The organism is Paenibacillus lycopersici (genome assembly GCF_010119935.1).
Classification (GTDB): domain Bacteria; phylum Bacillota; class Bacilli; order Paenibacillales; family Paenibacillaceae; genus Paenibacillus_Z; species Paenibacillus_Z lycopersici.
Genome location: NZ_CP048209.1, coordinates 1,710,898 through 1,724,625, shown reverse-complemented (window position 1 = coordinate 1,724,625; position 13,728 = coordinate 1,710,898). Strand labels below are relative to the sequence as shown.

Sequence of the window (13,728 nt, the reverse complement as noted above, 5' to 3'; positions counted from 1 at the left end):
GAAGACGCTAACGCGCCATCAAACGTATTTGCGAATAAACCGCACCGCTTCCGCGATATCGCGCGCAGGATCGTCGCCCGTCTCCCGTTCGACGGTCAAATACCCGTTGTATCCGATGGACTGAAGCGCCGCAAAATAGTCATCGAAACGCACATGCCCTTGACCAAGCGGAACTTCCTTGCAGGTTTGCCTAGCCAGCCGTACCTTCTCGCTGTCGGGCGCGTAACCATGGAAGCCGTACAGGTCCTTCGGGTCAGCCTCTCCGTACCGGACGCCGTCTTTCACATGCGTATGTACGATATAATCCTTCAGCGTAATGACGCCGGCAGCGGGGTCATCCCCGGTGACCATGATCAGATTGGCAGGATCGAAATTAACCGACACGCCGTTGGTGCTCAGTTGATCGAGGAACGCCTTCAAATGCGCGCATCGTTCCGGACCCGTTTCAATCGCGAAATAAGCATTCACGCTTCTTGCATACACGCCAAGCTCCTCGCAGGCGCGCAGCATGCTGTCATAAATTTCGCCGTTCTCGTCGTCCGGCACGATTCCGATATGGGTCGTAACCACGTTCGAGCCCAATTCTACCGCAAGATCGATAATCCGCTTCGACTTCTCGATCTTCTCGGGATTCAAACGCTTGTCCTGAAAACCGTGTCCGCCAAAGTCCCCGCATAATGCGGACACTTCCAGGCCAAGGGAACGCAAATAGGCCTTCAATTCCTTCCGCGAGGATGGCGAGAGCCGATCGGGAGCCATCTCTCCTTGAACCGCATAGATTTGTACGCCGTCAGCGCCAACTGCCTTCGCTTTGATCAACCCTTCGCGAATCCCGAGATTGAAGCTGTCCACCATCACGCCGATTTTATTAGTCAAAGCCATTATCGTTCTCCTTCTCCGTCTGAAATGCATGCAGTTCGGTATACTTCCTTGCCTTGCACATAGGTCGCCTTCAGCGACAATCCCCTGTCCAGGATCAGGAAGTCCGCATCCTTGCCGATTGCGATCGAGCCTTTCCTGCCGTCGATTCCGCCTTCGCGGGCAGGTACCAGCGTCATGGAAGGCAGCACCTTCTCGATAGGCAGTCCGGTGTAGTCAAGGACGTTGCGGAATGCCTGAATCATCGTCAAGCTGCTTCCGGCAAGCGTATCCATGCCGTCCAAGTAAATCTTTCCATTCGTTACCCGTTGTCTGCCGTACACCCCGTCGGGCAGCCCCGTACAATGAACGGCGTCCGTAACGACGCATACGTTCATCTCGCCTTTGACCTCGTAGAGCAGCTTCGCCAACGCGGGATGGACATGAATACCGTCCGCGATCAGCTCTGTCGTCAATTCGGGCAGCATCAGTCCCGCTCCGGCGACGCCAGGCTCCCGATGGTGAAGCGGCCGCATCCCGTTAAAGTGATGCGTCGTATGGGTAACGCCATTGCGAACGGCCTCGGACACTTCTTCGAACGTGGCATCCGAGTGGCCGATCGAGACCGTAACGCCCCGCTCTGTAAGCAAACGAACAAGCTCCATTCCCCCGGGCAGCTCGGGAGCCACCGTAATCAGCTTCAAATGGCCGCCCGCCGCGGCGATGTAGCGTTCCATTTCCCCAAGGTCCGGCATCCGCAATTCATGCACCTTGAAGGCGCCCTTGCGCTTCTCGTTCAGGAACGGCCCTTCCATATGGATGCCCGCCAGCGCCGCTCCGGACAAGCCCTGCTCCATCGCTTGCGCCGCGGCCTTCAGGGCGGCGATGTTCCCTTCCTCATCCGTACCCGCTCCCCCGGTCGTCGCAAGAAAAGCCGTCGTGCCCTGAGAAGCGTGGAACCGGCTCATGCCGTCGAGCTGCTCGTACGTTCCCTCCATCACGGCGAAACCGTTCCCGCCATGCACATGGACGTCAATGAACCCGGGAACGATCATATCCCCATCCAATGGAATGATGCGGGCATGATCCTCGATAACGGCGGGAAGCTGCGCGGCAATCGCGCCAATCGTGCCGTCAGGCAGCACAAGCACATGCCCGCCTTCGATCTTTCCTTCTTCGGCAAACACGGTCCCGTTGACATACCAGGTCGCCGGTCTTGCATTTGCAGCATCGCTCAAAACAGCCACTCTCCTTCGTTACCTTAAATGATCACCGAATCCCCCGCTTCCGACGAACGACGGATCGCATCAAGCATGCGAACGATTTGATAGCCTTGATCCGCGCCGGACAGCGGCTGTTTCCGTTCCCTTACGCAATCGATAAAATGATTGATTTCGCTCTCGTAATTATCGTTGACTGCAACCTTCAGCGCGCTGTCGACAGGCAGACGGTTCAGTTCCTTGAAGACGGTGAACGGATCGAGGCTCGCTCCTCCCTTCGTGCCGTAGAGCTCGATCTTGATCGTATCGTCCTGAATGCCGTTCACGGCCCAGCTTGCGTCAATCGTAAGCGCCGCCCCGTTCTTGAAGGTGATGAACGCCGTGCCGAGATCCTCCACGTCGTAGACCGGATCCGCTTTATTCTCGCTGGACATCGCTTCATAGAAGCCGACGCCCTTCGTGTCGTAGGGAGCGATCTTATGGAACAGCTTCCCCAGCGCGCGCTCGGGTTCCGGCATGCCCATCATCCACCAGGCCGCATCCAGAGCATGAACCCCGATATCCATCATCGGTCCGCCGCCCGAGTATTGATTCGAGGTAAACCAGCCGTAAGGGACGCCGCGCCGGCGCATGAAACGCGCTTTCGCGTAATAGATCTCCCCCAATTCTCCGGATGCCGCGATCGCATGCAGCGCCGCGAACGGATTGCTGTAGCGGGCGCTCATGCCGACCATCACGATCCGGTCCGATTCGTTCGCCTTCGCGCGCAGCAGCTCCGCTTCTTCCGGCGATACGGCCATCGGCTTCTCGACCAGAACGTCAAGCCCGCGCTCCAGCGCCAGCAAGGCCAGCCGGACATGGCTTTCATTGAAGGTGCAGATACTGACGGCGTCCAGCTTGGTTCGCGAGAACATGGCTTCCGCGGAATCGAACGCTTGCACGTTCCCGTACTTCGCGGCGATTTCCTCCGCGCGGGCCAAATCGCGATCGGCTACGGCCACGAGCTCCGCATGCGGATTCTTCATATAATTAGGCAAATGGCAAGCATTCGCAATGCCGCCTACGCCAATAACGCCGACTCTGACTTTGTTCATGCCAAGTACCCCCCTCATTGATCATCGAATTTGCCTGTTAATCGAATTTACCTGTTAGCCGAGCGTTAGAATAAAGCGTGATAGAGCGGCATGCCCACGGCCGCGATTACAATGGCCGGCAGCAAATTGCCCACGTTGATGCGTTTGATCTCCAAAATATTAATGCCGATCCCGATAATAAGCACGCCGCCGACCGCGGTAATTTGCGCGATGACGGCGTCGAGATCCCCGCTGCCGAGCCCGCTCGAGATGAGCGCCGCGGTCAGGGAGATGATGCCTTCATATAGAAGAATCGGCACCGCCGAGAAGACGACGCCAATCCCTAATGTCGATGCGAAAATAATGGCCAGGAAGCCGTCCAGCATGGCCTTCGTATACAGAATGTCATGATTATGCCGCAAGCCGCTGTCCAGCGAACCGAGAATAGCCATCGCTCCGATGCAGAAGACGAGCGTCGCCGTAACGAAGCCCTCGGCGACCGAGCCCATCCTCGCGTTGTGCTTGCTGCCGCGGGCTACAGTCCTCTCGAGCCAGTCTCCTAGCTGCTGGAGACGATCCTCGATACGGAACAGTTCGCCGATGACGCCGCCCGCTACCAGGCTGAAGATCGTCAGCAAAATGTTGGCCGGCTTGATCGCCATCGTGATGCCTAATACGGCGATCGACAATCCCAACCCTTGCATGACCGTTCTTCGAATGCGATCGGATATGCGAGGAATCAGAACGCCGAGAAATCCTCCGGCAATTATCGCGCAGGCGTTCACGATTGCTCCCCATAAAACCATAGGTATCAGTTTCCCTTCCGAGTGATAATTAAGCCGTCTAGTCCGCTGCTCATTGCCAGTCGATCAACACGCCGTAATAGTCATCCTTGCGGAAACGCAGCCCCTCGTAAGCTTGCGGAGCCCCTTCCGGCTTCACGACATGGCTGATCAGAGGCTCGATTTGCAGACGGTGCTGTTCCATCAGGCTGAACACGACCTTGGAGTTGCGGTAGATCGAATGCTTGACGAACTCATTCGGCATGACCGGATAGCGCCATTCATGCGCGCCCTTCAGCGTCAGGTTGCCGCCTTGATAGAGATGGCAATGATTGAGTACGCTCGTCAAATTCGACTCATAATCGCCGCGCGGGCTGCCGAGCAGAATCAACTCGCCCGAGCGCTTCACCCAATCGAGCGCATCCTCGGCCACCTTCGGCACGCCGGTCGCTTCGATCATCGTGGACACGCCTTCTCCTTGCGTAATCGTCATGATCTCTTCCTTGACGCTGCCCTGTCCGATGCGAATGGCATGATTCATCCCGCACTGCCGGGCCGTATGCAGCCGGCTCTCCGACAAGTCCAGGCCAATAACGTTCCCGCCTTGCAGCTTGGCCAGCTGGGAGGCCATGTTGCCGACCAACCCCATCCCGCTTACGCCCACATAGTCTCCTACTTCGATCTGGGAGGCGCGGATAGCCGTGATCGCCACCGTCGCCAGCCGCGTATAAGGAACCCAGCGCGATTCCAGACCGTTCGGCACCTTCAGGCAGAAACCGTCCGTTTCCACGACTTCGTATTTGGCATGATTGCCATGATGGTAGATTCGATCGCCGACCTGGAAGCCGTTCGCTTCCGGACCGACCTCCACGATTTCGCTGACGGCCGAGTATCCCGGGACGCCCGGCATGAGAAACCAGCTCTCCAGGCCCGACAGGCATGCGAGCTCCGTTCCCGCGCTGATCAGCGTATATAGCTTGCGAACCAATGCTTGCTTGCCTTCAAGCCGGAGATCCGCGATGCCGTCATGTTGAACGTCGACTTGCCAAGGTTCCGTAAAGACAACTTTCGTATTTTCCATCGGACGCATTCCTTCTTCCACTGAATTAAGTAGCTAGCCTTTCACGGAGCCGACAGTGAGACCTTTGACGAAATATTTCTGCAGAAACGGATAAACCAATATAATCGGCCCGATCCCGACGATGGCCATCGCCATTCTCACGGTCTCGGTCGGAATCGTCGCCGCCACTTTTCCCGCTACGGAGGCGTCTACCCTGCCCGAGTTTAAATACTGGATATTGTTGATGACCTTGTACATCAGGTACTGCAGGCTGACGAGATGATTGTTGCTGATGAATACCGAGCTCGTAAACCAGTCGTTCCAGTAGGTTAGCGTCTGGAACAGTCCGATCGTCGCCATGACCGGCGTGGATAGCGGGAGGATGATTTGCGCGAATATTCTAACTTCTCCGGCCCCATCGATCTTGGCCGCTTCGATCAGAGACCCCGGTATCGTATTCGAGAAGAAGGTCCGCATGATCAGCACGTTGAACGGCACGACCAGATTGGGTATGATCAGCGCCCACAGCGTATCCTTCAATCCCGCGACCGAATAGGCCAGATACCACGGGACGAGCCCGCCGCTGAACAGCATGGTGAAGAAGACGATGAAGGCCAGCACGTTACGGTACGGCATGTCTTTGCGCGAAATCGGAAAAGCGTACAGCGCCGTTAACAGCAGACTTCCGATCGTGCCGACAACGGTGACCAGGATTGAAACCCCGTAGCCGCGAATGATTTCTCCGGGATCCTTGAACAAGTAACGATACGCATAATCGGACAATTGCTTCGGGATTATGTTATATCCATGCAGCGCGATCGCGTGCTCATCGGTAAAAGAAACGGCGATGACGAGCAGCAGCGGATACAGGCAAGCGACGGAAAGCAGTACGAATAGGACAACCAGCAGCGCGTTCGATACACGGGAAATCTGATTGACCGACGAAGCGGCAGCCCCCGTGCCCCCGCTCGTTATTTGAGAATCGATATTTGGATTCATGTCCGCCTCCTCCTAGAACAACGCATTTTCTCTGCTTACGCGGCGAACGATGAGATTCGTAGCCAAAACCAGCACCAAGCCAATGACGGCCTGATAGAATCCGGCAGCCGCGGACATGCCGACATTGCCGCTAATCAAGAGCGAACGATAGACGAACGTATCGATAACATTGGTCGTGGGGTACAAGGCCCCCGTATTGAGCGGAACCTGGAAGAACAAGCCGAAATCCGCATTGAAAATTCTGCCGACCTGCAAAATCACCATGACAATGATGACCGGAAGCATTAACGGAAGCGTAATCCGGCGGATTTGCTGCCATTTGGTAGCCCCGTCGATGACAGCCGCTTCGTAATATTCGTGATCGATGCCGACGATGCCGGCCAAATAGACGACCATCCCGTAGCCGACGTTCTTCCAGAGATTGACCAAGGGAAGAATGAAAATCCAATCCTTCGCCTCCGTATACCAGGAGACAGAAGACAATCCGAGCGGCTCCAGAATCGCCTTATTGATATAACCGTTTCCTCCGAGGAAAGCGTAAGCCAAATAGCTGACGACAACGAACGACAGGAAGTAAGGAAACAGCAGGACGCTTTGAAACATTCGCGATAGCCTCGTGCTTCGAAGCTCATTCAAGGCAATCGCCAGAAAAATAGCAATCGCGGTCGTCATCACGATAAACAATAGATTGTACAGCACCGTATTCCTCGTGGCGACCCACGCATCTTCCGTTTGGAACAGGTATTTGAAGTTCTCCAGCCCTTGCCAAGGACTGCCCAGGATGCCGTCGGCAAAGTTATAGTTCTTGAAGGCGACGATGACGCCGAACATCGGGATGTAGTTATTGAAGATCAATACCGATAAAGGCAGCAGCAGCATCAAGAACAAGGCACGATATTTGACGATGTTTCGGAGAAACTGCGAAGATCGCATCATGAAGCCCACTCCCTTTACTCGCTATCCTCCTTATGGAGGAAAGGCCGGTAATTCCTTCGATCGCCGGCCTGATTATAGTTAACGCTGCGCCAATTAACCCTTATTCGCCAAGAATGCGTCGATTTGTTTCTGCTTCTCGGTGATAACCTTCTCCAGTCCGGCCTTCTTCATCTTGTCTACGAACTCCGGCAGCGCTTTCTTGTAATCCATGGTTCCCGTTGCCAGTCCGTCGATATAAGCGTTGTAGATGTTGACGATTGCCGCCTCTTCATTCTTGACCGAATCCGCGTTGAACGTGAAGCCGACGATCGGAGAAGCCTTCGCCGCGGCGTTGAACGCCTTGTATTCGTCCCACTTGTTCGGATCTTCGTTGTCCCACAAGTAATCGAGGAACTGATTGCCCTCCATCCAGTTGTTGCCCGGCATATATCCGCTTTGTCCTGCCGCCACGCCATCCGGCAGCTTGATGACATTGTCGCTCACTTTCACGTAATGCTTGCCTTCTACGCCGTATACGAGCGTATTAAGCACTTCCGGATCCGTGTGCAATAGGTTGATCAGCATCATTGCACGCTCCGGATTTTTGGAGGTCCTGGAAATTGCGGTCATCGCGCCGGTGAGATCGGCGCTGGTCGTATACGGCTGAGACAGCGCCACCTGCACCAGTGGATGTCCGCTCTGCTGGCTCTGCACCTTGTCTTTGCCCGGCGTCAGCGGCGACCACTCGGCGAAAACCGTGCCAGCCTGGTCCACCGCGGAGCTGTCCTTCTGCGTAGCGGGATCCTGCTGGAATAAGCCCTTTTGATTCCATTCCTGCATCATTTGCAGCAATTGCTGCATTTCCGGCGTCTCCCATTGGTCGACAACTTTGGTCGTTCCGTCAAGCGGAATGACGCCCGGAACCGGATCGCTGCCGTTTTGCTCGTAGGGGATTAAAGTCGTTACGTTCTTGGAACCCCAGAATGGCACGACGCCTGGCTCTTTGTCCTTAATCGTTTGCAGCATAGGCTCGAGATCCGCAAGCGTCTTGATCGAGCTGATGTCGAAATGGTACTTGTCCACCAAATCCTTGTTGAGCATGAGTCCGTATTGCTCGGCCAATTCCTTCTCGACTGGAACCGCGTAGTTCTTGCCGTTGATCTGCGTGCCGGACAGCAGCACCGGATTCATCTGCGCCTTCATCTCCGGGGCATATTGATCAATGAGCGAGGTAAGATCGGTGAATGCTCCCTGCGCGACATAAGTGCTGTAGTCTCCGGCGCCGGTGAGCACCAGATCGAAAGGCTCGCCGGAAGCAACCATCAGGTTGATCTTCTGCCCCCAGTTGCCCCAGTCCACCTCGTGTATCTTGACCGTGGCGTTAATCTTGTCTTTCAGGAGCTTATTCATTGCGTCTTCTACCAATGCAACATCCTTCTGCTCTCCGCCCGGAAAATAAATGGACAGCTCGACCGGATCCAGACTTGAAGCCGCGTCTTGCGAAGCGTTGTTTGCTTTCGCGCCGTTCGTCGCATTAGCCGCGTTCTTCGAATTAACCGAGTTGGCAGCCGAATCGGAATTACTGTCCTTGGCGCACCCGACAAGCGCCGTTGTCATTACGAGCGATACGGCGAGCGCCGTCGTCCCAAGCCTCTTGTTGAATTGCATGGAAATCCCCCTCATCAATCTTCGTAGTCTTCTTCATGTCTTGCACAGTCCTTATTGTAGAGGCATCCATCGCCAAGCTGAATAAAATAATCTATGGCTGCATTCAAAATTCTATTGATTTTCCTGAAGCGGATGCAGAGGATCGAATGAAGGAAACACATAGTTGCCCATGTTGATCAATTTGGCGATTTTCGCTTCGTTAAGCGACTTGTTATATAGCTCGGTTAACGATTCCAATGCCGCTTCCGGCTTCTCTATTCCTTCTACGATTTGCCTGTAGACTTTCATCCGAAGCGCATCGCCTACGTTTTTGGGCCCGCTGGAAGAAGGCGCATCCTGCAAAATAAACTTCGGCTCCTGCGGATATGGCGACTCCTCCGGTCCAGGCAGGAATGCTTCGAAGTCGGGCAGCAACGGCCGATTCCCGGGATCGCCCGTCACGTCCCGGCGCGTCGGAATCAAGTTCCCCTGCTTGTATAAGGCGCCCAGGAACGACGGCGATTGCAGGAACGCCCACAGCTCCGCGGCCTCCTGCTTATGTTCCGAGAAGGCATTGATGACATACGGCGGATCGGGATAAACGATCAATGCGCCCTTGCCTTCGAGGGAGGCATCCAGCAGCGGAGGCATCGTCACCCCCCATTGAAAGGCATGCGCATCCAGCTGGCTGAACTGCGCGAAATCCCGGTTGCTCATGTACATCATGCCGATATTGCCCTGGGCGAATTGGGTTAAGGCCGTGTCGCTCTTCAGCGATATTTCCCCGGGAAACAAGCCTCCTTCCCGCTTCATCGCCAATATCGTTCGAAACCAAGGCTCATAGACGGTAAAATCGTACCGGCCATGGGCAAAGTCGTAATAGTCGATGCCGCTGTACGTATTGGCCAGCTCAAGCGGCTGTATGAAGCCGGCCCAATCCTCGCCCGCCGGAAGCGCAAAACCGTATTTCCGATACCCGGTTCCCGCTTTCGTAATGGAATCGGCGCACACGCGCAGCTCATCGAGCGCAGCCGGCGGCTTCCCTTCCCGGCAGCCGGCCCCGGCTTTCAGCAAATCCTTGTTGTACACCAGACGCAGCGTCATCATGCTGGACGGAACGGCGTAGTAGTGCTCGTTGTCCTTCGTATAGTCTGCAGCCCAACGCGGGAATTGCTCGCTGATCTTGCCGTCCACGACTTCGGACAAGTCTTGCAGCCAGTTCTTGTACACATAGGTCGCCAGCCAATCCGTTCCGATCTGGAACACGTCGGGCCCTTGTCCCGACGTCATGAGCATATTGAGCGTCTCGTCGTAGCCATCGGCCGGTATGGGCATCAGTTCTACTTTGTACGCGGAATGAGCAGCGTTAAACTCGTCAAGCTGCCGCTCCAGGTCTTTCGTCGCCGCGGAGGACTGCACGCCCAGCTTGATTTTCACTTGCGGCCTGAACGCATTGTCGGCATCGCTCGCTTGCTGGCTATTGCTGTCCGCGCAGCCCGACAACCACAGGCATGCAAAAATCGCCGCCGAAAGCGAGAGGGTGCTTTTCATCATATCCATGTCCCCTTATAATGTTAAAATACAAGTCATCGCACAAGTGTCTTCTCCTGAATCGAAAGGAAGGCTGCAGCCATGCTTCGGAAGCTCGAATCCTTAATGCCGAACGTCAACCTGAAGTACAGATTGCTGCTCTACTTTCTGGTGCTGGTTATTCTGCCGACCTCGATTATTTCGGTGACCATCTACAACGAGTCGTACCAGACGATTACGAACAACATCAACGCCGCCGTCCAGAAAAATTTAACGATGACGGAAATCGTCATCAACAAAAAGTTCGACCAAATGGGCGATTTGGCGAATGCCATCTATCTGAATCCGGACATGGTCGATATTTTGTCGGCGGACCCGCCGTCCGACCAAATCGGCTTCGTGAACGAACTGGCCGATTTGAACAAAATTCTGGACAGCTACGCGAAGCCGAACGGTTCGGATGCCCAATTCGTGCCGAAGCTGTACATGTTGAACAGACCCGAATACTTTCAATATAATTTCTCTCGCAGCGTATCCACGATCAGCGAAATCGAAACGAAGCCCTGGTACGCCGATTTGCCGCCCAAAGCCCGCTATTCCGTGATCGGATTGCAGGAGAATCATACGTCCGGCGGCACGGGCTACACGATCAAGCTCGCCAAGCGCCTGTTCGGATTGAAGAACGTGGCGATCCCCTACGTCGGCCTATTGACGATTGACGCCGACATTAACGACTTCAACGGCATGCTGGACCAGTTAAAACCTTCCGTACATAGTTCCGTCTTCATCATCGACAACCAGGCCAACGTCATCGTGAGTCCGGACCTGTCGTTAGTCAGCCGGAGCATGGCCGAATCCCCCTACATTGAGAAATTAATGAATACGCCGAGCAACGTCGGCTCGTTCGGCGAACATATCGGCGGACGAGCCGAGCTCGTCTCCTTCCGGCGAATCGAATCGCTGGGCTGGACGGTCGTCTCCATCTCCCCGAGCAGCGACCTGAACGGCAAGCTGATTTCGTTCCGGCGGGCGATGTACGCGGTGCTTGCCGCGTGTATGGCGCTGGCTTTCGGAATCGCGCTTGTCCTGTCGAACAATATTACGAATCCGATCCGCAAGTTCATTAAGTCGATGTCCTACGCGCAGGAGGGGAATTTCGACATTCAGATCCAATATGCGCGCAAAGACGAGTTTACCTATTTGTTTAGTCAATACAATAAGATGATAATGCAGATTAAAGAGCTGATCAATAAATTGTACGTCAGCGAAGTGAAGAAGAAGGAAGCCGAGCTGAAAGCGCTTCAATCGCAGATTAACCCGCACTTCCTGTACAATACGCTCGACTCGATCAACTGGATCGCGCTGCGTCATGACGTGCCCGACATCAGTCATATGGTGACGAGCCTGTCCGACTTCTTCCGGTACAGCTTGAGCAAAGGAAGAAGCATCATCCTCATCGAAGAAGAGCTTCGTCAAGTCGAGAGCTACTTGTCGATTCAGAAATTCCGGTTCAAGGACCGGCTCGACTACTCGCTTCAGGTTGAACCCGAAGTTTACGGTCACTATACGGTTAAGCTGATTTTGCAGCCGCTTGTCGAGAACGCGATCATACACGGCATCGAGAAGCGGCCCGGCAGAGGCTGCATCGACATTCGAGCACGCCTGAACGAGGCGTGGATTCATGTCGAAATCGCCGATGACGGCATCGGCGCCGATGTACGCGCACTGAACGCCATGTTGGACGACAAGAGCGGGACCCATCGATCCTTCGGAACGGTGAACGTCAATCAGCGGCTCAAGCAGCTATTCGGCAGCGAAGCGGGCATTCGTTATTATGCAAGGGAAGGACAAGGCCTTGTCGTCGCCGTGACGATTCCGGCCGTTACAACCTGGGAGGAGGAACAGGACCATGCTAACGATGATCATCGCCGATGACGAATATAACGTGCGCGAAGGATTGAAGGAAGTCGTGCGTTGGGAGGAGCTCGGCATTCAGGTGATCGGGGATGCCGCCGACGGCCAAGAAGCGCTTGAGCGGTGCCGTGAACTGAGGCCGGATATCCTGCTGACGGATATCCGCATGCCCCTGATGGATGGACTGGAAGCCGCGATCAAATTAAGAGAGCTGGGCAATCCCGTTCGGCTCGTTATCATAAGCGGCGCGGAAGATTTCAATTATGCGAAGACGGCGCTCAGCCTGAACGCGGACGGTTACATTCTGAAACCGATCAAAATTCCAGAGCTGCAGCAGACGCTCCGCAAGGTCGTTTCTTCCATCCTCATGGAGCGCGGCCGGGAAGCGCAGACCGAACAGCTCCAGCGGCAGCTGCATCAGAATTTGCCCGTGCTTCGCGAGAAATTTCTGACGCAATTAACGCTCGGCATGATGAAGGACGAGGACAGCGTGCGGCAGAAGATGACCGAATTCGCCTTACCGTTCACGACGGAAGGACCGTGGACGGCCGCCGTGCTCCAAATCGACGATTACGAGAAAGCGGTCGAACGATACAGCGGGACGAATAAGCAGCTTCTCAGCTTCTCGGTCAACAATTTGCTGGAGGAGATCGTCTCCCGAAGCGGGAACTGCGTCACCTTCTTCATGAATGAGAACGAGCACGTCATGCTGTTCAGCCATGCGGCGCACGATGATCGCAGCCCCATGAACGTCTGCCGGGAAATGATTCAATGCGTGCATTCCTTCCTGCGGATCCCCTCTTCGTGCGGAATCGGGAATCCCGTACGGAATGCCACCGATATCTATACCTCTTATCAGGAAGCGCTGACGGCAATCAAATACCGCTTCTACACGGGTAAAAATTCCGTATTGTCCATCAGGGATTTTCAATCGGAGGACCGGTCCGTGGAGTTCCCTCAGCTCTTCGACGCCGAACAGGAGCTGATCCGGCTTATGAAGCTCGGCGATTCGGAACATGCAGCGGACAAAATCCGGTTTATCTTCCATACGCTGTGCGATAATCGGCGACTGCCGGTCGGGTATGTCCAAAGCGTATGCGCCGAGCTTGTCAATATGGCGGGCAAGGCCGTGCTCGAGCTCGACGAGAACATCCGGCATATCGTTCCGGATTACTCCTCGGTCTTCCACGATATTTACAGCAAGCGGGAAGCGGCCGAGCTGCAGGAGGTTATGCTTGCCTTCTTCGGCAAGCTGACCGGGCATTTCGCGCTGAAGCATTCCCAGAAGAATGCCCGGACCATTCACAAAATCAAATCGATCATCGAACAAACCTATATGAACCATATTTCCTTGACGACGCTCGCGGAAGAAGTTTATCTGTCGCCGAACTACATCAGCTTGATCTTCAAGCAAGAAACGGGAGAGAGCATTACCGAGTACATTACGAAAGTGCGCATGGAAGCGGCCATGGAGCTCCTGAAATCGCCTGATCTGAAAATACTCGAGGTCAGCGAAATGGTCGGTTTCGAGAACGCGACTTATTTCAGCACCGTATTCAAGAAATATGCCGGCATGCATCCGCAAAAGCATCGTTCCCTGTATCTTAACGATTGACTCCGCTCTCCTCTATAGCTACGGCCGATACGTTGGATCAAGTTCCTGTCATCGCCAAATGACAAGCGCTTGATCCAATTGTGCTTTCGGAGCATCTCGTTCTTCCTCCGCGCTC

At 54.9% G+C, this 13,728-nt stretch carries 11 protein-coding genes; 2 read left to right on the top strand and 9 right to left on the bottom strand.

The features are described from left to right. Positions 1-18 precede the first annotated feature (18 nt). The 9 genes from GXP70_RS07370 to GXP70_RS07330 form a co-directional block, all read right to left on the bottom strand. Entirely contained in the window at positions 19-882 is an 864-nt protein-coding gene (locus GXP70_RS07370) for a sugar phosphate isomerase/epimerase family protein (RefSeq protein WP_162355855.1), read from the bottom strand. Next, on the bottom strand, positions 882-2,096 hold the full coding sequence (nagA, locus tag GXP70_RS07365) for an N-acetylglucosamine-6-phosphate deacetylase (protein WP_162355854.1): 1,215 nt from the start codon (positions 2,094-2,096) through the stop codon (positions 882-884). The genes GXP70_RS07370 and nagA overlap by 1 nt, the downstream gene beginning before the upstream one ends. 23 nt (positions 2,097-2,119) lie before the next feature. After that, positions 2,120-3,172 (bottom strand): Gfo/Idh/MocA family protein, encoded by a 1,053-nt coding sequence (locus tag GXP70_RS07360; RefSeq protein ID WP_162355853.1) that lies wholly within the window; start codon positions 3,170-3,172, stop codon positions 2,120-2,122. A gap of 65 nt (positions 3,173-3,237) precedes the next feature. Beyond that, complete coding sequence (locus GXP70_RS07355; RefSeq protein WP_162355852.1) at positions 3,238-3,957, bottom strand: DUF554 domain-containing protein; 720 nt, start codon at positions 3,955-3,957, stop codon at positions 3,238-3,240. Between the two features lie 49 nt (positions 3,958-4,006). After that, a complete protein-coding gene (locus GXP70_RS07350) occupies positions 4,007-5,014 on the bottom strand; it encodes a zinc-dependent alcohol dehydrogenase (protein ID WP_162355851.1) in 1,008 nt (335 codons plus the stop codon). Between the two features lie 33 nt (positions 5,015-5,047). Then, a complete protein-coding gene (locus tag GXP70_RS07345) occupies positions 5,048-5,992 on the bottom strand; it encodes a carbohydrate ABC transporter permease (RefSeq protein ID WP_162355850.1) in 945 nt (314 codons plus the stop codon). Between the two features lie 12 nt (positions 5,993-6,004). Next, complete coding sequence (locus tag GXP70_RS07340; RefSeq protein ID WP_318652416.1) at positions 6,005-6,928, bottom strand: ABC transporter permease; 924 nt, start codon at positions 6,926-6,928, stop codon at positions 6,005-6,007. A gap of 93 nt (positions 6,929-7,021) precedes the next feature. Then, a complete protein-coding gene (locus GXP70_RS07335; RefSeq protein WP_162355849.1) occupies positions 7,022-8,575 on the bottom strand; it encodes an ABC transporter substrate-binding protein in 1,554 nt (517 codons plus the stop codon). Between the two features lie 111 nt (positions 8,576-8,686). Then, the gene (locus tag GXP70_RS07330; protein WP_162355848.1) at positions 8,687-10,108 is read right to left on the bottom strand and encodes an ABC transporter substrate-binding protein; all 1,422 of its coding nucleotides are present in this window, start codon (positions 10,106-10,108) and stop codon (positions 8,687-8,689) included. A 78-nt stretch (positions 10,109-10,186) separates the two neighbouring features. On the opposite strand from GXP70_RS07330, the gene GXP70_RS07325 reads away from it, so the two are divergent. Both GXP70_RS07325 and GXP70_RS07320 read left to right on the top strand, forming a co-directional pair. Then, positions 10,187-12,019 (top strand): cache domain-containing sensor histidine kinase, encoded by a 1,833-nt coding sequence (locus tag GXP70_RS07325; protein ID WP_162355847.1) that lies wholly within the window; start codon positions 10,187-10,189, stop codon positions 12,017-12,019. After that, complete coding sequence (locus tag GXP70_RS07320) at positions 11,994-13,613, top strand: response regulator (RefSeq protein WP_162355846.1); 1,620 nt, start codon at positions 11,994-11,996, stop codon at positions 13,611-13,613. The genes GXP70_RS07325 and GXP70_RS07320 overlap by 26 nt, the downstream gene beginning before the upstream one ends. Positions 13,614-13,728 lie beyond the last annotated feature (115 nt).